General features: G+C 75.0%; 17 protein-coding genes. 9 read left to right on the plus strand and 8 right to left on the minus strand.

Going from position 1 to position 18,888, the window contains the following annotated elements; all coding sequences use genetic code 11:
- Positions 1 to 38 precede the first annotated feature (38 nt).
- On the plus strand, positions 39 to 1,745 hold the full coding sequence (locus ACIBCJ_RS23100; RefSeq protein ID WP_362092971.1) for a PucR family transcriptional regulator ligand-binding domain-containing protein: 1,707 nt from the start codon (positions 39 to 41) through the stop codon (positions 1,743 to 1,745).
- A gap of 161 nt (positions 1,746 to 1,906) precedes the next feature.
- Positions 1,907 to 2,695 (plus strand): hypothetical protein, encoded by a 789-nt coding sequence (locus tag ACIBCJ_RS23105; RefSeq protein ID WP_362092969.1) that lies wholly within the window; start codon positions 1,907 to 1,909, stop codon positions 2,693 to 2,695.
- A 21-nt stretch (positions 2,696 to 2,716) separates the two neighbouring features.
- Here the strand turns inward: ACIBCJ_RS23105 and ACIBCJ_RS23110 are convergent, their stop codons facing one another.
- From ACIBCJ_RS23110 to ACIBCJ_RS23125, 4 genes are all read right to left on the minus strand, one after another.
- Positions 2,717 to 3,373, minus strand: a complete 657-nt coding sequence (locus ACIBCJ_RS23110) for a hypothetical protein (protein ID WP_365978283.1) — start codon at positions 3,371 to 3,373, stop codon at positions 2,717 to 2,719.
- A gap of 30 nt (positions 3,374 to 3,403) precedes the next feature.
- Positions 3,404 to 4,231 (minus strand): rod shape-determining protein, encoded by an 828-nt coding sequence (locus tag ACIBCJ_RS23115; protein ID WP_365978284.1) that lies wholly within the window; start codon positions 4,229 to 4,231, stop codon positions 3,404 to 3,406.
- Positions 4,228 to 4,608, minus strand: a complete 381-nt coding sequence (locus ACIBCJ_RS23120) for a TraR/DksA C4-type zinc finger protein (RefSeq protein WP_365978285.1) — start codon at positions 4,606 to 4,608, stop codon at positions 4,228 to 4,230. The genes ACIBCJ_RS23115 and ACIBCJ_RS23120 overlap by 4 nt, the downstream gene beginning before the upstream one ends.
- Before the next feature lie 70 nt (positions 4,609 to 4,678).
- On the minus strand, positions 4,679 to 5,005 hold the full coding sequence (locus ACIBCJ_RS23125; RefSeq protein WP_362092960.1) for a TraR/DksA C4-type zinc finger protein: 327 nt from the start codon (positions 5,003 to 5,005) through the stop codon (positions 4,679 to 4,681).
- A 419-nt stretch (positions 5,006 to 5,424) separates the two neighbouring features.
- Here ACIBCJ_RS23125 and ACIBCJ_RS23130 point away from each other — a divergent pair, with 419 nt between their 5' ends.
- The 4 genes from ACIBCJ_RS23130 to secD all read left to right on the plus strand — a co-directional run bounded on the left by ACIBCJ_RS23130 (position 5,425) and on the right by secD (position 10,196).
- Positions 5,425 to 6,372, plus strand: coding sequence for a HAMP domain-containing sensor histidine kinase (locus tag ACIBCJ_RS23130; protein ID WP_362092958.1), 948 nt, complete (start codon positions 5,425 to 5,427; stop codon positions 6,370 to 6,372).
- Between the two features lie 7 nt (positions 6,373 to 6,379).
- Positions 6,380 to 7,186, plus strand: coding sequence for a response regulator transcription factor (locus ACIBCJ_RS23135; protein ID WP_365978286.1), 807 nt, complete (start codon positions 6,380 to 6,382; stop codon positions 7,184 to 7,186).
- A 104-nt stretch (positions 7,187 to 7,290) separates the two neighbouring features.
- The gene (locus ACIBCJ_RS23140; protein ID WP_362092952.1) at positions 7,291 to 7,707 is read left to right on the plus strand and encodes a hypothetical protein; all 417 of its coding nucleotides are present in this window, start codon (positions 7,291 to 7,293) and stop codon (positions 7,705 to 7,707) included.
- A 65-nt stretch (positions 7,708 to 7,772) separates the two neighbouring features.
- Positions 7,773 to 10,196 carry a protein translocase subunit SecD gene (gene secD / locus ACIBCJ_RS23145; RefSeq protein WP_365978287.1) on the plus strand — a complete coding sequence of 808 codons (2,424 nt, stop codon included), beginning with the start codon at positions 7,773 to 7,775 and terminating at the stop codon, positions 10,194 to 10,196.
- 27 nt (positions 10,197 to 10,223) lie between these two features.
- Here secD and ACIBCJ_RS23150 read toward each other — a convergent pair whose 3' ends face one another.
- Positions 10,224 to 11,039, minus strand: a complete 816-nt coding sequence (locus tag ACIBCJ_RS23150; protein ID WP_365978288.1) for a GntR family transcriptional regulator — start codon at positions 11,037 to 11,039, stop codon at positions 10,224 to 10,226.
- A 168-nt stretch (positions 11,040 to 11,207) separates the two neighbouring features.
- Between ACIBCJ_RS23150 and ACIBCJ_RS23155 the strand changes: the two genes are divergently transcribed.
- Positions 11,208 to 12,053, plus strand: coding sequence for a (2Fe-2S)-binding protein (locus tag ACIBCJ_RS23155; protein WP_365978289.1), 846 nt, complete (start codon positions 11,208 to 11,210; stop codon positions 12,051 to 12,053).
- A 275-nt stretch (positions 12,054 to 12,328) separates the two neighbouring features.
- Positions 12,329 to 13,393: a DUF2637 domain-containing protein gene (locus tag ACIBCJ_RS23160; RefSeq protein WP_362092940.1), complete on the plus strand. Its 1,065-nt coding sequence runs from the start codon at positions 12,329 to 12,331 to the stop codon at positions 13,391 to 13,393.
- A 56-nt stretch (positions 13,394 to 13,449) separates the two neighbouring features.
- Here ACIBCJ_RS23160 and ACIBCJ_RS23165 read toward each other — a convergent pair whose 3' ends face one another.
- The 3 genes from ACIBCJ_RS23165 to ACIBCJ_RS23175 all read right to left on the minus strand — a co-directional run bounded on the left by ACIBCJ_RS23165 (position 13,450) and on the right by ACIBCJ_RS23175 (position 17,601).
- Positions 13,450 to 13,863 carry an ATP-binding protein gene (locus ACIBCJ_RS23165; RefSeq protein ID WP_362092937.1) on the minus strand — a complete coding sequence of 138 codons (414 nt, stop codon included), beginning with the start codon at positions 13,861 to 13,863 and terminating at the stop codon, positions 13,450 to 13,452.
- A 128-nt stretch (positions 13,864 to 13,991) separates the two neighbouring features.
- A complete protein-coding gene (locus tag ACIBCJ_RS23170) occupies positions 13,992 to 15,734 on the minus strand; it encodes a pyruvate dehydrogenase (protein ID WP_362092934.1) in 1,743 nt (580 codons plus the stop codon).
- A gap of 28 nt (positions 15,735 to 15,762) precedes the next feature.
- Positions 15,763 to 17,601 (minus strand): protein phosphatase 2C domain-containing protein, encoded by a 1,839-nt coding sequence (locus tag ACIBCJ_RS23175; RefSeq protein ID WP_365978290.1) that lies wholly within the window; start codon positions 17,599 to 17,601, stop codon positions 15,763 to 15,765.
- Between the two features lie 291 nt (positions 17,602 to 17,892).
- Here ACIBCJ_RS23175 and ACIBCJ_RS23180 point away from each other — a divergent pair, with 291 nt between their 5' ends.
- Positions 17,893 to 18,876 (plus strand): helix-turn-helix domain-containing protein, encoded by a 984-nt coding sequence (locus ACIBCJ_RS23180; RefSeq protein ID WP_362092928.1) that lies wholly within the window; start codon positions 17,893 to 17,895, stop codon positions 18,874 to 18,876.
- The last annotated feature ends 12 nt before the right edge of the window (positions 18,877 to 18,888 follow it).

An 18,888-nucleotide genomic window follows, 5' to 3' on the forward strand; every position in this document is an offset into this window, starting at 1 on the left:
CCTGGAACACTTCGAGACAAAGAACGGCGGCGACGAGAATGCGGCTGCGCGCACTGCTGGACACCGACGCGCTGGGCCTCAAGCTGCTCGGCGGCGAGGACGAGCTGGACCGCACGGTCCGCGGCGTGATGACCACCGACCTGCGGGACCCCAGCCGCTACCTGTCGGGCGGCGAGCTGGTGCTCACCGGCCTGGCCTGGCGCCGGGACGCCGCCGACTCCGAGCCCTTCGTCCGCCTCCTGGTGCAGGCGCAGGTGGTCGCGCTGGCCGCCGGCGAGGCGGAGCTGGGGTGCGTCCCCGAGGACCTGGTGGAGGCGTGCGCGCGGCACCGGCTGCCGCTGTTCGCGGTGCACGAGTCGGTGGCCTTCGCGACGGTCACCGAGCACGTGGTGCGCCAGGTCTCCGGCGAGCGCGCCGGGGACCTGGCTGCCGTGGTGGACCGGCACCGCCGGATGATGACCTCCGGTCCCGCGGGCGGCGGCCCCGACGTCGTCCTGGATCTGCTCGGCTCCGATCTCGACCTGCGGGCCTGGGTGCTCTCCCCCACCGGACGGCAGGTCGCCGGGCCGAAGGACGCGGAGCCCGCGCTGAGCGCCGAGGTGTGCGCCAAGCTGGCGGCCGAGCACCTCGCGGCCACCCGCACGGGCCGGCGCGCGCCGCACCGGGTGGCCGTCGGCTCCACGACGTACAGCCTCTTCCCGGTGCGCGGCCGCGGGCAGACCCCGGTGACGCCCCCGGGCGCCAGGACGCAGGGCCCCGGCGCCGGCCGGGACGTGCGCGAGACGGTGCTGTCCGACTGGCTCCTCGTGGTGGAGGCGGACGCCGGGGACTGGGCCGAGGAACGCCTCGACCTGCTGTACGGCGTCACCCAGCTGATCGCGGTCGAGCGGGACCGGCGGGACGCGGCGCGCACGGTGCGGCGGCGCCTGGCCCAGGAGGTCCTGGAACTGGTCCAGACGGGCGCCGCGCCGGCCGAGATCGCGGCCCGGCTCCGGGTGGCGGCACCGGTGCTGCTGCCGGGACTCGGCGCGGCACCGCACTGGCAGGTCGTGGTGGCCCGGGTGGAGTGGGCGGACGGCGACGAGCAGACCGGCCGCATCGCGCAGACCCTGCTGGAGGAGATCCTCGTCGACCCGCGCACCACCGGGCCCGAGCAGTCCGACCGCATCGCCGTGGCCCACACCGGCGAGGAGGCGGTCGCCCTCGTACCGCTTCCGGCGGTCTCCAGCGAGCACGACGGCTCCGAGAGCGGGGTCGTCGCGGACGTGCTGCTCGCCTCCGTACGGGAGCCGCTGGCGGCGGGTCTGGACGGCGACGGGCGGGTCACCCTCGGCGTCAGCGCGGCCGTGCACTCGGCGGAGGGGCTGCGCGGGGCGCTGGAGGAGGCCCGGCACGCGCGCCGGGTCGCCGCGGCACGGCCGGGGCGGGTCTGCGCGGCCGGCCACCAGGAGCTGGCCTCGCACGTGCTCCTGCTCCCCTTCGTCCCCGACGACGTGCGGCGCGCTTTCACCGCCCGGCTGCTCGACCCGCTGCGGGACTACGACCGCCGTCACCGCGCCGAGCTGATCCCCACGCTGGAGGCGTTCCTGGAGAGCGACGGCTCCTGGACGCGCTGTGCGGGCCGGCTGCACCTGCACGTCAACACGCTGCGCTACCGCGTCGGGCGGATCGAGCAGTTGACGGGGCGTGACCTGTCGCGCCTGGAGGACAAGCTCGACTTCTTCCTGGCCCTGCGGATGAGCTGAGGCGCGGGGCTCCCGAGGGCCGCACCCCGTCCCAAACCCCGGGAGCGGGAAGTCCACGACTTTGTGAAATCTTTCACCCATCCCCTTGGCCGGGCCGCCGGATCCGTGCTGAGATGCGGCCACCACTCGAGAGCTCGATGGCGTGCTAAGGGGAGGGCGACGTGGCGCATTCCGCCATGGCTGGTTCTGGCTGGGGAACGACCGACGGTGACGATCCGCTCCAGACCGCGGTGTGGCGGTTGCGCTCGCGCGGCTGCTGGGCCGACGCGGCCGCCCTGCTGGAGCCGGTCACCGCGGACACCGCCTTGCAGCGGACCGCGCTGCTGGTGGAGCGGTGCCTGTACACGGAGCAGGGCTGGGCCGAGGCGGAGGACGCGTTGCGCACCGCGGAGGCCCTGGCCCACAGCGACGACGAACGCGGGGCCGCGGCCTGTGAACGGGGTCAACTCGCCTATGCCGCCACGGTGCACCAGACGCGTGACCGGGCCGACGAGGCGCGGTCCGCGCTGGGCCGGGCGGCCGCGCTGATCGCGCCGGGGGCGAAGGGGCGGGCGCTCCTGGACTTCCGGCGCGGGCTCCTCGCGGAGAACCTGACCGGGTCGCCGCAGGCCGCCCGCGCGGCGTACCGGCGCGCGCACGCCGGCGCGACGGCGCACGCCGATCCGCTGCTCCTCTCCTTCACCTGGCGCCATCTGGCCGGACTCGCCCTGCGCGAGGGGGAACTGACCGAGGCACGGCACGGCTTCGCCGAGTCGCTGCGCATCCGCGAGGAGCTGGGCTACCTCGTCGGTACGGCGCCCGCACTGGCCTCGCTCGCGGACGCCGAGTCGGAGCCGGAGGCGTCCCGGCTGCGGGAGGAGGCGCGGCGGCTGTTCCGGCTGCTCGGCGGGGTACCGACCTGGCTGGCGCGGCAGTTGGCCCCACCGGCGGCGGACGCGGCGACGGCCTGAGCGGCCCGCGGTCCCCGGACCTCACGGGAGTCCGCACCAGCGCGGGGCGGTGGCGGCCCAGTCCGCGTCCCACTGGGCGAGGTTGCGCCGGTGCAGCACGCACCCCGTGACGGCGTGGGCCGCGAGGCCGGTGAGGACCACGCCCAGGAAGGCGAGGACCGCCCAGCCCATCGTGCGGCTGCGGATCTCCTCCGTGGTCAGCGGCGGCCCGGTGATCACGCCCTCCGTGTCGACCCAGACCAGGACGGTGCTGTCGGCCGGCAGCCCCGGTGCCACCTCGGTCGTCCCGGTCCGTACGGCGCCGTCCGGGCCGGTGAAGCGGACCGTGACCGGGTAGCGGGTCTTCTTCGCCTCGTCGGAGCCCGGCTCGGGGTGGCGCGGGGCGTCGTGGGTGAGGACCGCGGGCCGGTGGTCACGGGTCTGCGCCTGGTGCGCGGCGGTGCCCACGTAGTGCCGGTAGGCGCTGTCCCCGACCCGGAACATCGCCGCCGGGGCCGCCACCAGCACGGCGAGCACGAGCCCGAGCCCGATCCGGGCCCGCAGCCGGTCGGTCGGGCGCCGCAACGGGTTGCGGCGCCACCGCCGCGGCAGGAGGTACGGGTGCCCCACGGCCCCGGCCTCGGACCCGGGCCCGGGGTCGGCGGGGGTCGGCTGGGACCGGGGAGTCTCTCCGGCCACGGTGTCGCTCCTTCCTGGCTCGGGGCGGGTTCAGTGCGGATGGTCGTCGTCTGCGGAGTCCGGGCCCGTGACCGGCGGGTGGGGATGCGTGGCCTCCAGGAGCTTCGCGGCGCCGCGCACGGCGGCGGTGTGCGGTGCCGGCACCGCCCGCAGCGGTACGTGCAGCAGGTCGGCGAGCCGGCAGGTGATCTCGGGGCGCAGTGCGCCGCCGCCCGCCAGCAGCGGTCCCCGGTTCAGCGCCTCGACGGTGAGGGACGTGGCGTCCTGCCGCAGCATGGACGTCGTCATGCCGGCCAGCACCTCGCCGAGCCGCGCGGAGGGGGTGTCGTCGTCGACGTCCCCGGTGCCCAGGGCGGCGCGGCGGGCGTCGAAGACGGCGCCGTCCACGAGGAGCACCACCTCCGTGAGATGGGCGCCGATGTCCATGACCAGCAGCGGCCCGGACAGGTCGGCGCCCGCCGCGAGGGCCACCGCCCGCGCGCCGGGAACGGTCAGCACGGTGCGCGGACGCAGCACCTCCACGGCCGTTCGGGCCGCGGTCCGGAAGGCCGGCCCGTCCAGCACCGGCGCGGTCACCACGACCACCGGACGGGCGAAGCGCGGCAGCCGGTGGCCCAGCAGCCGCTCCAGCATCCGCGCGGTGCCCTGGGTGTCGACGATGGAGCCGCGCTGGACGGGGTACACCGCGCCGGCGCCGGGAAAGGTCACCGTCGGCACGTCGAGGATCATCCCCCGCCCGGCGACCCAGGCCCGGGTACGGGCGCTGCCCAGGTCGAGGGCGACGCCGCCGCACCGCCGGCACAGCGGCCAGGGCCGGTGGCGGGTCAGGGCGGCGCGGGGCCACCGGAGCACGGTCATCGTCCGGCCTCCCGCACCTGCTGGCAGCGGGCGCAGTAGCGGGCCTGCGGCACTACGGCCAGCCGGTCGCGGTGGATGGCACGCCGGCACAGGTGACATCGGCCGTAGCGGCCCTCGGTGATGCGGTCGAGGGCGGCTTCCACGTCGGCGAGGACCATGCGCGCCGAGGCCGCCGGTTCGACCGGGACCTCTTCCCGCGCGGCGGACGGCCGCTCGGCCGGCTCGTCGGCGCGGGACGGGACCACCGCGAGCCGCCGCAACTGCTCCTCGCGGAACAGCCGCTGCTCGTGGAGGTTTTCCCGGAGCGCGGCGAGGTCCTCGGGCGACAGGGGCGCCGGGCGCGTGCCGCGGTCGCCGGTGATCTGCTGGTTCACCACTTCACCCCTTGGGCAGGGCGGGAGGGACAAGAGGGGGACGGGAGACGGGAACGGGGGGCGGGAAGGTCGGTCAGGCCGCGGCGCGGCGCTGGCAGGCGACGCAGTACCGCGTGTAGGGGAGGATCTCCAGGCGCTCCCCCGGGACGGGCTTGCCGCAGCCCAGGCAGGCTCCGTAGGTGCCGTCCTCGACCCGGGCGAAGGCCTGGTCGATCTCCTTGAGCACCCGCTCGATCGCCGCCTTCTGCGCGGACATCAGCTGGTCGTCCGCCTGGCCGCTCTCGTCGAGGGCCCGGAGCTGGGTCAGGCGGGTGTTGCGGGCGTGTTCGAGACGCTGGCGCGCCTCGTGAGCGGTCAGCCGCTCGGGGCGGGGTTCGATGCGGGAGGCGTCGAGCGACACGGTGCGTGGTCCTCTTCTCGGAAGGTGCTGCGGGTTCCCGGGGTGCTCGCGGGTTCCGCGAGGCTGCCGCGGAACCCCGGAGGGTGCCGCGGATGTGCGGTGGCGCCGGGGCCGGTCGGTCCCGGTCGTCCTCAACCATGGCCGGGCGGCCCGGGGAAACCCATCGGGCGCAGGACCCATTTGCCCGGGGGCCCGGGATCCACCGGGCGGTGCGCCCGAGGCCCACGTGGGTGCACGGCAACCCGGAAATGGGGGTCGCCACCCATCGACCGGGAGGTTCCGGCAGGGCACGCTGGTCGCTTGCTCGGTCGCCACCCGGACCGCAGCTCCCACCGAGGGCGCGCGATGACCGACATGACCGACATGACCGACAGTAGAGGCGTACCAGTCGACACGTCGCTGAAGGAGGCGTACCCCCGGTGTCCCTGTTCTGGCGGATCTTCGGGCTCAACGCGGTGGTGCTGGGCTTCGCCACGGCGCTGCTGCTGTGGGCTCCGGTGACCGTCTCGGTGCCGATCCTGCTGACCGAGGCCGTCGTCCTGGTGGTCGGCATGGGCGTGATGCTGGTGGCGAACGGCGCGCTGCTGCGCTGGGGACTGGCACCCCTGGGGCGGCTCACCAAGCTGATGACCACCGTCGACCTGCTGCGCCCCGGCCAGCGGCTGCCGGTCTCCGGCGGCGGCGAGGTGCCGGAGCTGATCCGCACGTTCAACGCCATGCTGGACCGCCTGGAGACCGAGCGGGCCACGAGCAGCGCCCGCGTGCTGCTCGCCCAGGAGGCGGAGCGGCGCCGTATCGCGCAGGAGCTGCACGACGAGGTGGGGCAGAGCATGACGGCGATCCTGCTGGTCCTGGGGCGGGCCGCGGACGACGCGCAGGAGCCGCTGCGCGGCGAGCTGCACCAGGCGCAGGAGATCACCCGGGAGAGCCTGGACGAGGTCCGCCGCCTGGTGCGCCGGCTGCGGCCCGGTGTCCTGGACGACCTCGGCCTGGTCAGCGCGCTGTCCTCGCTCACCCACGACTTCGCCACCCACACCGGTCTGCGGGTGGTCCGCCGGTTCGACGCCGACCTGCCGGTCCTGGACCACGAGACCGAACTGGTCCTCTACCGGGTGGCGCAGGAGAGCCTGACCAACGCCGCCCGCCACGCGGACGCCGAGCGCCTGGAGGTGGGGCTGGGCCGCGCCGACGGCGCCGTGACGCTCACCGTCGCGGACGACGGCCGGGGCATCGAGGCGGCGCACGAGGGCGCCGGCATCCGCGGCATGCGGGAACGGGCCCTGCTGATCGGGGCCGCCCTCGACATCACGTCGGCCCCCGGCTCCGGCACCCGCATCCGGCTCACCGCACCCCTCCTGAGGAAGTAGCCCGACCATGACCGACCCGTCCCTGCCCGAGGGGCCCGCGCCGTCCGAGCGGTCCGCGCGGAACAAGCCGTACGAGCCGTACGAGCGGTCCGCGCAGGACGAACCGTCCGCCTACGCCGGTTACGCGGCCTCCGCCGTGCCCGGCGCGTCCCGGGCGTCCGCCCCGGTGAAGATCCGCATCCTGCTCGCCGACGACCACGCGCTGGTGCGGCGCGGGGTGCGTCTCATCCTCGACCGCGAGCCGGACCTGGAGGTGGTCGCCGAGGCAGGGGACGGTGCGGAGGCCATCGACATGGCGCGGGCCCACGAGGCGGACCTCGCCGTCCTGGACATCGCGATGCCCCGCCTCACCGGTCTCCAGGCGGCCCGCGAACTGACCGCGCTGAAACCGGGGCTGCGCATCCTGATGCTGACGATGCACGACAACGAGCAGTACCTGTTCCAGGCGCTGAAGTCGGGGGCCTGCGGATACGTGCTCAAGTCGGTCGCCGACCGGGACCTGGTCGCCGCCTGCCGGGCCGCGATGCGCGACGAGCCCTTCCTGTACCCGGGTGCGGTGACGGCGCTGATCCGCAACTACCTCGACCGGGTACGGCACGGTGAGGAGACCTCCGACCACATCCTCACCCCGCGCGAGGAGGAGGTCCTCAAGCTGGTCGCCGAGGGCCACTCCTCGAAGGAGATCGCCGAGATCCTCTTCATCAGCATCAAGACCGTCCAGCGCCACCGGGCGAACCTGCTGCAGAAGCTCGGTCTGCGCGACCGCCTGGAGCTGACCCGGTACGCCATCCGCGCCGGGCTCATCGAGCCCTGACGCTCCCTCGAACCGCCCGTGGCTCTGGCCGCCCACTCCCCGGCCGGAGCCCGGGCTCCCACCCGCCCCCTCACCCGCCCGCCCGCCATGAAAGGGGACGGTGCATGCGCCGACGGCTCGCGACCGTGCTCACCGTCCTGCTGACGCTCCTGCTGTCCGTGGTCCAGGCCGGCCCCGGGGCCGACGGACACGCCGGTGCCCACGCCGGGCACGCCGGTGCCCACGCGGTGGCGGGCGCCACCGCCGTACCGCGTCCCGCCCCGGACCTCCACGTGGACGACGGGTGCACACCGGACTGCGCCGTGCAGCCCCGGGCCCGGCACGACCAGCTCGCCGAGCGCCCCGCGGCACCGGATCACCCCGCGGCCACCCCTGCACGGGGTGCGGGCGCCGTCCCCGCCGCCCGCACCCGGGCCCCGGCCGGGTCCGGCCCTGTGCCGGTCTCCCCCGGCCGTACGAGCCACGACAGCGGCCGGGCGCCTCCCGTCTCCTCCGGCATCCGAGACACCGCACACCCCTGACCCCCACCTTCTTCCGCCGCGGCCGCGCTCGGCCGCCGCCGCGGCATGCCCGCCGGAGGCCCGTGTTGAAACGCTCCCGCCCCCCTTCCCGCCCGCGTCCGCGGTCGCGGTCCCGTTCCCGCGACGTCCGTGCGCTCGTCGGGCTCGCCGTGCTCGCCGTGTCCGCGGCCATCGCCCTGACCATGCCGGTCCGCCTCGGGCTCGACCTGCGCGGCGGTACCCAGATCGTGCTGGAGACCCGGTCGACGGAGACCGCCGAGGCCGGCCGGGAGGCCACCGACCGGACCGTGGAGGTGCTGCGCGGCCGCATCGACGCCCTCGGCGTCGCCGAACCGACCATCGTCCGCTCCGGCGAGAACCGCGTCGTCGTCGAACTGCCGGGCGTACAGGACCCGAAGAAGGCCGCCGACGTCCTGGGCCGCACCGCGCAGCTCACCGTCCACCCGGTGCTCGGTCCGGCCGAGCAGCCGTCCGGCCGGACCGGCGAGGACGGCGCGGCAGGCCGGAGCGGCACCGCCGGTGAGGCCCGCGGGAACGGCGAGCAGGTGCTGCCGGACGAGTCCGGGCAGTCACTGCGGCTGGCGGACGCCGCGCTGACCGGGCAGGACGTCAAGGGCGCCGACGCCCGCTTCGACCAGCAGAGCGGCGCGGGCTGGCACGTCACCGTCGACTTCGGGGACGCCGGCAGCGACCGGTGGGCCCGGGTGACCGGCGAGGCGGCCTGCCATCCGGCCGGTGATCCCCGGCGCCGGGTCGCCGTCGTGCTCGACGACAAGATCATCTCCTCGCCGCAGGTCGACGCGTCCGTGTCCTGCGGGGCGGGCATCACCGGGGGCTCCACCCGGATCACCGGTTCCTTCGACGACGCCGAGGCCCGTGAGCTGGCCCTGCTCGTCGAGGGCGGCGCCCTGCCCGTGCCGGTCGAGACCGTCGAGCAGCGCACCATCGGCGCCACCCTGGGCGACGAGGCGGTCTCGGCCGGCACCCGGGCCGCGGTCATCGGCACCGCCCTGACCGCGCTGTTCATCGTCGTCGTCTACCGGCTGATGGGCGCGCTGGCGACCGTGGCGCTGCTCTGCTACGGCCTGATCTCCTACGCCGCGCTGGCCGCGGTCGGCGCGACCCTGACGCTGCCCGGCCTCGCCGGCTTCGTGCTGGCCATCGGCATGGCGGTGGACGCCAACGTCCTCGTCTTCGAACGGGCCCGCGAGGAACAGGCGGCCCGCACGCGTCCGAGCACCCGGTCGGCGCTGACCACCGGTTTCCGCAGCGCGTTCAGCGCGATCGCCGACTCCAACGTCACCACCCTGATCGCCGCCGCCCTGCTCTTCTTCCTGGCCTCCGGCCCGGTCAAGGGTTTCGGCGTCACCCTCGGCATCGGCGTGCTGGCCTCGATGGTCAGCGCGCTGGTGATCACCCGGGTACTGGCCGAGTACGCCGTGGGCCGTCCGGCGGTCCTCCGGCGCCCCCGCGTCACCGGCATCTCGTCCACCGGCCCGGTCCGGGACGCCCTGCTGCGCCGCGACCCGTTCCTGATGCGCCGGCCGCGCCGCTGGCTGGCGGCCTCGCTGGCCGTGCTGGTGGCGGCCGGCTCCGGCATCCTGGTGCGCGGCCTCGACTTCGGCATCGAGTTCACCGGCGGGCGGCTCATCGAGTACTCCACCGCCGTACAGGTCGACCCGGACCGGGCCCGCGCCGCCCTCGCCGACGCCGGCCTGCCGCGCGCCGTCGTCCAGTCCTCCGGCGACGGCGACCTCACGGTGCGCACGCACGAGCTGACCGACGCCGAGGCGGCGGAGGTCACCGGGGTCGTCGCCGGGCTGGGCGGCGGGACCGAGAAGGTGCGCGACGAGCTGATCGGCCCGAGCCTCGGCGCGGAGCTGCGCCGGGACGCGCTGATCGCCCTCGGGCTGGCGCTGGCCGCCCAGCTGGCGTACCTCGCGGCCAGGTTCCGGCTGCTGTTCGGCACCGCCGCGGTCGGCGCGCTCGCCCACGACGTGGTGATCCTGGTCGGGGTGTTCGCCTGGCTGGGCAAACCGATCGACGGGGTGTTCCTGGCCGCGCTGCTGACCGTGATCGGCTACTCCGTCAACGACTCGGTGGTCCTCTTCGACCGCGTGCGGGAGCTGCTGCGCCGGGAACGGACGTCACCGTTCGCCCGGCTGACCAACGACGCGATCCTGCAGACCCTGCCGCGCACGGTCAACACGGGCATGGGCGCGCTGCTCATCCTCGCCTCGCTGGCCGTCCTCGCCGACGACTCGCTGACCGACTTCGCGCTCGCGCTGCTGATCGGCGTGGTGGTGGGGACGTACTCCTCGGTCCTCACCGCCGCCCCGCTCGCCGTCGAGCTGCACGGACGCGGCGCGCGGTCCCGCTCCGCGCGGGGCAGGGGCGGCGCGGACGGTGGCAGGGAGGGGACGGGGAAGGCCGGCCGGACCGGGAAGCGGACGCCCGCGGGCCGCGCCGAACGGCAGGAGGTGCCGTAGCAGCAGGAGGTGCCGTGGCGTCCGCGTTCAGCGGGCGCCCGGGAAGTGGTCCTCCACCAGGGCCCGCACCACGTCCGGGTCGCAGGCGATCAGCGCGTCGAGCAGCGCCGTGTGCTCGTGCGCGTCGGCGACCAGGTCGGCCCGCCCCCGTGCGGAGGGCGAGCCGGCCGGCGGCCACTGGGCACGGCGGTGCACGTCCGCGGCGACCCGGACGAGCTGTTCGTTGCCCGCCAGGGCGAGCACCGCGCGGTGGAAGGCACGGTCGGCCTCGGCATACGTCGCCGGGCAGCCCGAGGACGCGGCGCGGACGGTGGCCTCGGCGAGGGGGCGCAGCTCCGCCCAGCGCTCGGCGGGCACCGTACGGGCGAGCCGCAGCCACACCGGGGCCTCGATCAGGGCCCGGACCTCGGCCAGCTCGGCCAGCTCCCGGTCGCCGCGCTCGACGACGCGGAAACCGCGGTTGGGGACGACCTCGACGGCTCCCTCCAGGGCGAGCTGCTGCATGGCCTCCCGCACGGGGGTGGCCGAGACGCCGAACCGCTCGCCCAGCACGGGCGCCGAGTACACCTCGCCGGGCCGCAGGTCGCCGGTGGCCAGCGCGGAGCGGAGGAAGTCGAGGATCTGCCCGCGCACAGAGGAACGCCGGACGAGGCCGCGCGGGCGCGGTGCGGACGGTTCGCCGTGGGTGTGCTCACCGCGCGCCGCGCCGTCCGCCTCCCCGGCGCCGCGCGCCCGGCCGCGGGCCGGCGCCCGGTCCGCCGCTCCCGGCTGCGCCGGGATCCGCACCGCGTCGGCCGCCGTGCCCGTACCCGCTCCTGCGGCGCCCTGCGCGCTGTGCTCCACGGGTCCTCCTGCGGGACGTGTCGGTACTTGAGGTCATTACGGCGGGTTGTCACCTGTCCGTCAAGCACCATAAGCGCAGGGGGCCACCAGTTCACATCCCGCGGATCTTGGGTAAGGTAAGGCTTACCTTTAGCAGCCCGTTGACCCGACGTGGATCGGTGGTCCCGCATGCCTGTCGCCCGTACGGCCTTCACGGACGCCTACGCGCGCCTGTCCGAGGTCCTCCCCGGGCTGGGCGTCACCGAACTGGACGCGGCCGACCCCGACCCGGGCGGCGACGGCTGGGTCTCGGCCTCCTCGCTCGCCGCGGGCGGCGAGGAGCTGGCGGCGTTCCTCGCCCAGGACGAGGCCCAGGTGCTGCGGGACTACGGGCAGCGGGCCCGGCCGGACGTGATCGCGAGCTTCGGTCTGCACCGGTACGCGTGGCCGGCCTGCCTGATGATCACCGTGCCCTGGTTCCTGCACCGCCGCGTGCCCCGCCTCCCCGCGGCCCACGTGTCCTACGACCGCACGGCCGCCGGACTCCCCCTCGGCCTGATGGCCGTGCGCCCCGCCTCTTTCGCCTGCCTGCCCGGCGACCCGGCCGCCGGCCTGCCCGGCGCCCGGGTGGTCGCCGACGAGGAGGCGCTGCGCGCCGAGGTGCGGGCCGCGGCCGCCGAGCACCTCGAGCCGGTGCTGGCCGGATTCGGCCCCCGGATGCGGCGCCGCGGACGCGCCCTGTGGGGCATGGCGACCGACGAGGTCGTCGAGGGGCTGTGGTACGTCGCCCATCTGCTCGGCGAGCAGGAGCGGGCACGGCACGAGCTGGAGCTGCTGCTGCCGGGCGCGACCAAGCCGTACGTCGGGGACGCGGCGTTCCGCGAGCTGAAGGGACCGGACGGCACGCCGCTGCACACCCGGGACCGGGCGAGCTGCTGCATGTTCTACACCCTGCGCCCCGAGGACACCTGCGCCACCTGCCCGCGGACCTGCGACGCGGACCGCGTCGACAAGCTGCTCGCCACGGCGGGCTGACGGCCGGTCAGCACAGTCGGGATCGTCGACTAGGATCGGCGACGCTGTTTCACAACCTCCCCACGCGTCGCGGCAACTTTCCGCCGAACCACTCGTACGGGTAGTCTTATTCGAACTCAACTCCCGCCCGTCATGCGGCAGTTCGAGCAGAATGCCGCCCTGGGTACCCCCCTCGCACCTCCTTGGCGGCCTCTTGCCTCGAAACCCCCTGAGGGCCGCCGGGTTTGGGCCACCATGGCGGGCGTTACGCCCTATCCCACTGCAAGGGACCCCAGATGAGATTGACCGACATATCGCTGAACTGGCTGCTTCCGGGCGCCGTGCTGCTCCTGGGCATGCTGGCGGCGGTGGCGGTGCTGGCGCGCGGCAAGCGTTCCCCGGGGAAGGACGCGGGCGCGGACGACTCGTGGGAGCGCATGGAGGAGCGCCGCCGTCGCAAGGAGGCCCTCTACGGCACCTTCTCCTACGTCCTGCTCTTCTGCTGCGCCGCGGTCGCCGCGGCACTCTCCTTCCACGGTCTGGTCGGCTTCGGCGAGCAGAACCTCGGCCTGAGCGACGGCTGGCAGTACCTGGTCCCGTTCGGGCTCGACGGTGCGGCGATGTTCTGCTCCGTCCTCGCGGTGCGCGAGGCCAGCCACGGCGACGCGGCGCTCGGTTCGCGGATACTCGTGTGGGCCTTCGCGTTCGCCGCGGCCTGGTTCAACTGGGTGCACGCGCCGCGCGGTCTGGGGCACGCGGGTGCCCCGCACTTCTTCGCGGGCATGTCCCTCTCGGCGGCGGTGCTCTTCGACCGGGCCCTGAAGCAGACCCGCCGGGCCGCGCTGCGCGAGCAGGGTCTGGTGCCCCGCCCGCTGCCGCAGATCCGCATGGTCCGCTGGCTGCGTGCCCCTCGGGAGACGTACCGCGCCTGGTCGTTGATGCTCCTGGAGGGGGTGCGGAGTCTGGACGAGGCCGTCGAGGAGGTGCGCGACGACCGGCGTCAGAAGGAGGAGAAGAAGCTGCGGCGGCGCGAGCAGGAGCGGCTGGAGCGGGCGCAGCTCAAGGCGATCAGCCGCGGGCACGGCCACCGCGGCTTCCCGGGCCGCGGCGGCCGTCAGGTCGAGGTCGAGGTGCAGCAGGTCGAGCGGGGCTCGGAACGCGCCACCGCGGAGCCTGCCATATCGGCCCCGGAGCAGCTGCCCGCAGCGACCCGGCGTCCCTCCCTGCAACCCGTGCGCAGCGGGTCTGAGCAGCCGGCCGTGGAGACCGTCGACCTCACCGCCGAGGACGACACCCAGGCCCTGCCCCGTCTGGACTCCCTGGAGCGCAAGCTCAAGGATCTGGAGCAGCAGTTCGGTTAGCCCGGGGCGCGACGGGCGGGCCGACGGCCTGAGGCACCGGGGATCGTCCCGGAGCCTCAGGCCGCTTCCGTGTCCGCTTCCGCGCCCAGTTCGAACCAGACCGACTTGCCCACGTCGCAGGGCCGCACCCCCCAGTCGTCGGCGAGCGACTCGACCAGGACCAGTCCTCTGCCGTTGGTGCTCTCCTCCCGCGGGGCGCGCGGACGGGGCTGCCGCCCCCGGCCCGTGAAGTCCCGCACCTCGACCCGCAGGGCGCGCGGCCCGACCGTCGCGGTCAGGACGGCGCCCTCGTCCGTGTGCACGAGCGCGTTGGTCACCAGCTCGCTGGTGAGCAGCTCCGCGACCTGTGACTGCCCGGGCCCGCCCCAGTGCCGCAGCAGTTCACGCAGGGCTCGCCGGGCCTCGGGCACCGCCCGCAGGTCCGCCCGGCCGAGCCGTCGCCTGAGCTGTGGCTCCGCCTGCTCCTTCATGTCCCCCGTCGGCGCGCTGATGTCGCTTCCCTCCGTCTGTCCCGCTCGGGTCGAACATCTTCACGGGGGAAGCCTTGCCCGTTCGGGCCCTCGGCAGTCATCCAGTTTCCGGACGATTGTCCGGTGGATCACGGCCGGGGCACGTTGCGCAGGTTGGAGCGGGCCATCTGGAGCATGCGTCCGACGCCGCCGTCCAGGACGATCTTCGAGGCGGACAGGGCGAACCCGGTGACCATGTCGGCGCTGATCTTCGGCGGGATGGACAGGGCGTTGGGGTCGGTGACGACGTCGACGAGGGCCGGGCCCTTGTGCTTGAACGCCGCCTTCAGCGCGCCCGCCAGGTCCTTGGGCTTCTCCACCCGTACGCCGAAGGCGCCGCAGGCCTCGGCGACGGCGGCGAAGTCCGGGTTCTTGTTGGCGACGCCGTGCGAGGGCAGGCCGGCGACGAGCATCTCCAACTCGACCATGCCGAGCGAGGAGTTGTTGAAGAGTACGACCTTCACCGGGAGGTCGTGCTGGACCAGGGTGAGGAAGTCGCCCATCAGCATGGTGAAGCCGCCGTCGCCGGACATCGACACGACCTGTCGGCGCCGGTCGGTGAACTGGGCGCCGATCGCCATCGGCAGCGCGTTCGCCATGGAGCCGTGGGAGAAGGAACCGATGATGCGGCGACGGCCGTTGGGCGAGATGTAGCGGGCGGCCCAGACGTTGCACATGCCGGTGTCGACGGTGAACACCGCGTCGTCGTCGGCCATCTCGTCCAGCATGGCGGCCACGTACTCGGGGTGGATCGGCACGTGCTTGTCGACCTTGCGGGTGTAGGCCTTGACGACGCCCTCCAGGGCGTCCGCGTGCTTCTTCAGCATCCGGTCGAGGAAGCGGCGGCTCTTCTTCTCCTTCACCCGCGGGATCAGGCAGCGCAGCGTCTCCCGCGCGTCGCCCCACACCGCGAGGTCCAGCTTGGAGCGCCGGCCCAGGCGCTCGGGCCGTACGTCGATCTGGGCGATGCGCACGTCGTCCGGCAGGAAGGCGTTGTACGGGAAGTCCGTGCCGATCAGGAGCAGCAGGTCGCACTCGTGGGTGGCCTCGTAGGCGGCGCCGTAGCCGAGCAGCCCGCTCATGCCGACGTCGTAGGGGTTGTCGTACTGGATGAACTCCTTGCCCCGCAGGGCGTGCCCCACCGGTGCCTTGAGCTTCCCGGCGAACTCCATCACCTCGGCGTGCGCGCCGGCGGTGCCGCTGCCGCAGAACAGGGTGACCCTCTCGGCGTCGTCGATCATCCGCACCAGCCGGTCGATCTCCTCGTCGCCGGGGCGGACGGTCGGCCGGGAGGTGACGAGTGCCGTCTCGGCGGCCTTCTCCGGGGCGGGCTCGTCCGCGATGTCGCCGGGCAGCGAGACGACGCTGACGCCGCCCTGGCCGACGGCGTGCTGGATGGCGGTCTGCAACAGCCTCGGCATCTGCTTCGGGCTGGAGATCAGCTCGCTGTAGTGACTGCACTCGCGGAACAGCTGGTCGGGGTGGGTCTCCTGGAAAAAGCCCAGGCCGATCTCGCTGGAGGGGATCTGCGAGGCCAGGGCGAGGACGGGGGCCATCGAGCGGTGGGCGTCGTAGAGCCCGTTGATGAGGTGGAGGTTGCCGGGTCCGCAGGAGCCCGCGCACGCGGCCAGCTTCCCGGTGATCTGGGCCTCCGCTCCGGCGGCGAAGGCGGCTGTCTCCTCGTGCCGCACGTGCACCCATTCGATGCCGGAGTGGCGGCGCACGGCGTCCACCACCGGGTTGAGGCTGTCCCCCACGACGCCGTAGAGGCGCTCGACCCCGGCGCGGGCGAGGATGTCGACGAACTGTTCCGCGACGTTCTGTTTGGCCATGGGTCCAGCTATGCCACAGCGAGCGGCCTCACGCCTCCCAAACGGCGGCAGCCGTACGGTCGTCCGCGTATCCCTTGACCCGAACGCCGCTGTCGGCGAGGAACTCCCCCAGCCCGGGCGCCGGGCGGGCCGCCCATCTCCGCGCGAGGAGTTCGCCCAGCTCGGGCTCGCCGTGCAGCGGCTCGGCGAGCCCGGCGGTGCTCATCAGCAGCACGTCACCCGGGCGGGCGACGGAGGCCCGGAAACGGAAGGGCTCGCGGGGCGGCTCCGCGGGCGGCCCCTGGTGCGGGCCCGGGGCCGTGGTGACGCCGAGGTCCATGGTGAGCCGGTCGCCCTCGGGCGTCTCGTCCGGCACGTCCTCGGGCGTGCGCCGGGGCCCGCCCCCGGGCGTCCACCCGAACGCGCCCCTGGGCGCGGAGCCGAAGCCGAGGACGGGCTCACCGGTGACCTCGCCGACGGCCGGTTCCATGTCCTGCCAGGCGCCGTCGCGCAGCCGGAGCAGTCCGCCCGCGCCGACGCCGAAGAACACCCGGGTGCGGCACTCGGGGTCGGCGGGCAGCAGCAGGCAGCGCAGGGTGGCCGCGTACTCGTGCGGGGCGAGGCCCTGTTCGGCGGCGCCGGCTCGGAGCCGGCCGAGGCTGCGGTCGGTGAGACGGTGCAGACCGGACTTCAGGTCGCCGCGCCGGGCGGCCCGCAGGTCCTCGACGAGCCGGACGTGGCTGCGGCCCACGGCCCGGCCGATCCACCGGCACGCCTCGGCCGCCGCCCGGTGCGCGCCGGCGGTGGCGCGGGTGCCCGTCGCCATCGCCACCAGGACCAGTGCCCGCTCGCCCGCGCCGAACCGGGCGACGAGCAGCGCGTCGCGCCGGGGCTCGCCCCGGTACCGCGCGGAGTCCCCGCGCACGGAGACGGCCCGCAGGGTGCACGTCCCGTACCGGGCGCCCTCCAGCACGGTGTCCGGGACCAGCCCGTCGAGGCCGTCGGGTTCGGCGGGCGGCAACGCGGTGGGCTCGGCGTCGTAGGTGGGCGGCCGGGCGCCGACGTACCCGCGGTCGGTGCCGTCGGGGGCGTCCCCGGACCACGGCTCGGACGCCGAGGGGAGGAACGGCGGCGGGAGCGGAGGCAGGTCGGACGCGCTGCGGGGAGGCGAGACGGCGGCGGGGGGTTCGGAGAGGTCGGCGGGCCCGGTGCCCGAGGTGGTGAGCCCACGCGGGACACCGCCTCGCCCCCGGCCCCCGGGTGCCGGGGGCTGCGAGGGCTGCGAGGGCTGCGAGGGCTGCGAGGGCTGCGAGGGCGATTGTGGCGGGGGCGGGGGCGCTGCGGCGCCGGACGCCTCCGGGGCCGCTGCGGGCGGGGTGGTGGGCCGCTCAGGAACCGGCGCGGTAGTCCCGGACCACTCAGGACCCGGCGAGGTGGTGGGCCGCACGGGACCCGGCGGTATGGGGCCGGGCCGCTCGTCCCCCGGCGGCGCGGTGCCCGGCCGCTGGGCACCCGGCGGGAAGCTCGCCGGGCCGGCCGGAGTCGCGGGCGGGGGGTCCCACGGGGCCGCCGGTCGTTGCCCGGGGACGTCCCGCGGGCCCGCGCTGCGCGGGCCGGGGACGCCCGGGGGGCCCGACGGGTCCCACCACGGGGCCCCGGGCTCGGGCGAGGTGGGGGCCGACGAGGGCGCAGCCGTCGGGTTCGCGGTGCCGGGGCCGGGCCGGCCGCCCACCGTGCCGGACGCCGAGGCGAAGCGGTCGTCCAGGGAATCGGGTGCCGCCGTGGGGCCGGTGTCGCCGGTGGAGTCGTCGTACAGCTGCCCCCACCAGTCGTCCTCAGGACCCGTGGGACCCGTGGGACCGGTGGGCCTTCCCCCCTGCTGGCTCATGCTCCTGATTGTCCACCGCGGGAGCCGGATGGAAACGGGGCATCGGGAAATTCGGGCGGCCCGGAGCCGGCCGGGCGGCGTGTCGGGGGACGCGTCGAACAGTTCTCCGAGGCAGGCGCGGCCGAGCGGCCCCACCCCCCACGGGAGGACCGCTCGGCGACGCCACCTTGGCAGAGTGACCCGTGGTACGGCGATGATGTGCGAGGGCGGGTTTACGCCGTGGCCGTTTTCCGCCATGGACCTCCCCGTCACTCGTGATGATCATGGTTTTCCGGGGAGGGGCGACGCCTGATGCTGGGAGTGCTGGGGCTGGAGGACACGCAGGAGGCGGCGTACCGGGCGCTGGTGTCGGTGGGCGCGGCCGACGTGCCCGACCTGGCGCGGCGGCTGGAGCTCGGCGAGCAGGACACCGAGCGCGCACTGCGGCGGCTGGAGCAGAACGGGCTCGCCGCCCAGTCCTCGGCCCGCCCGGGCCGCTGGGTCGCGGCCCCGCCCGGCGTCGCACTGGGCGCCCTGCTCACCCAGCAGCGGCACGAGCTGGAGCGGGCGGAGCTGGCGGCCGCCCTCCTCGCGGAGGAGTACCGGGCGGCGGCGGCCGAGCCCGCCGTGCACGACCTGGTGGAGGTGGTGACCGGCGCCGCGGCCGTCGCCCGGCGCTTCCTCCAGCTCCAGCTCGGTGCCACCGAGGAGGTGTGCGCGCTGGTCACCGACCGGCCGGTCGCCGTGACCGGCATGGAGAACGACGCGGAGGAGCAGGCCACCGGGCGCGGGGTCGGCTACCGCGTGGTGGTCGAGCGGTCGGTCCTCGACCTGCCGACCGGCATCACCGAGCTGACCGCCGCACTGGGCCGGGACGAGCAGGTCCGCGTCGTGGACCGGGTGCCGACCAAGCTGATCGTCGCCGACCGCTCCCTCGCCCTGGTGCCGCTCACGGCGCGTTCCTCGGAGCCCGCAGCGCTGGTCGTGCACGCCAGCGGCCTGCTGGAGCTGCTGTCCGGCCTGTTCGAGGCGGTGTGGCGGGACGCGCTCCCGCTGCGTCTCGGCACGTCCGGGGTGACCGAGCACGGCCCGGACGGCCCCGACGGCACCGACCTGGAGATCCTCTCCCTGCTCCTCGCCGGGCTGACCGACGCGAGCGTCGCCAAACAGCTCGACCTGGGCCTGCGGACCGTGCAGCGACGCGTGAAGCGCCTGATGGAGCTGGCCGGGGTGACCACCCGGCTCCAGCTGGGCTGGCACGCCTACGAAAGGGACTGGGTGGCCCGCAAGCCCTGAGGTGCCCCTCCC

The organism is Streptomyces sp. NPDC051136, assembly GCF_044455745.1.
Classification (GTDB): domain Bacteria; phylum Actinomycetota; class Actinomycetes; order Streptomycetales; family Streptomycetaceae; genus Streptomyces.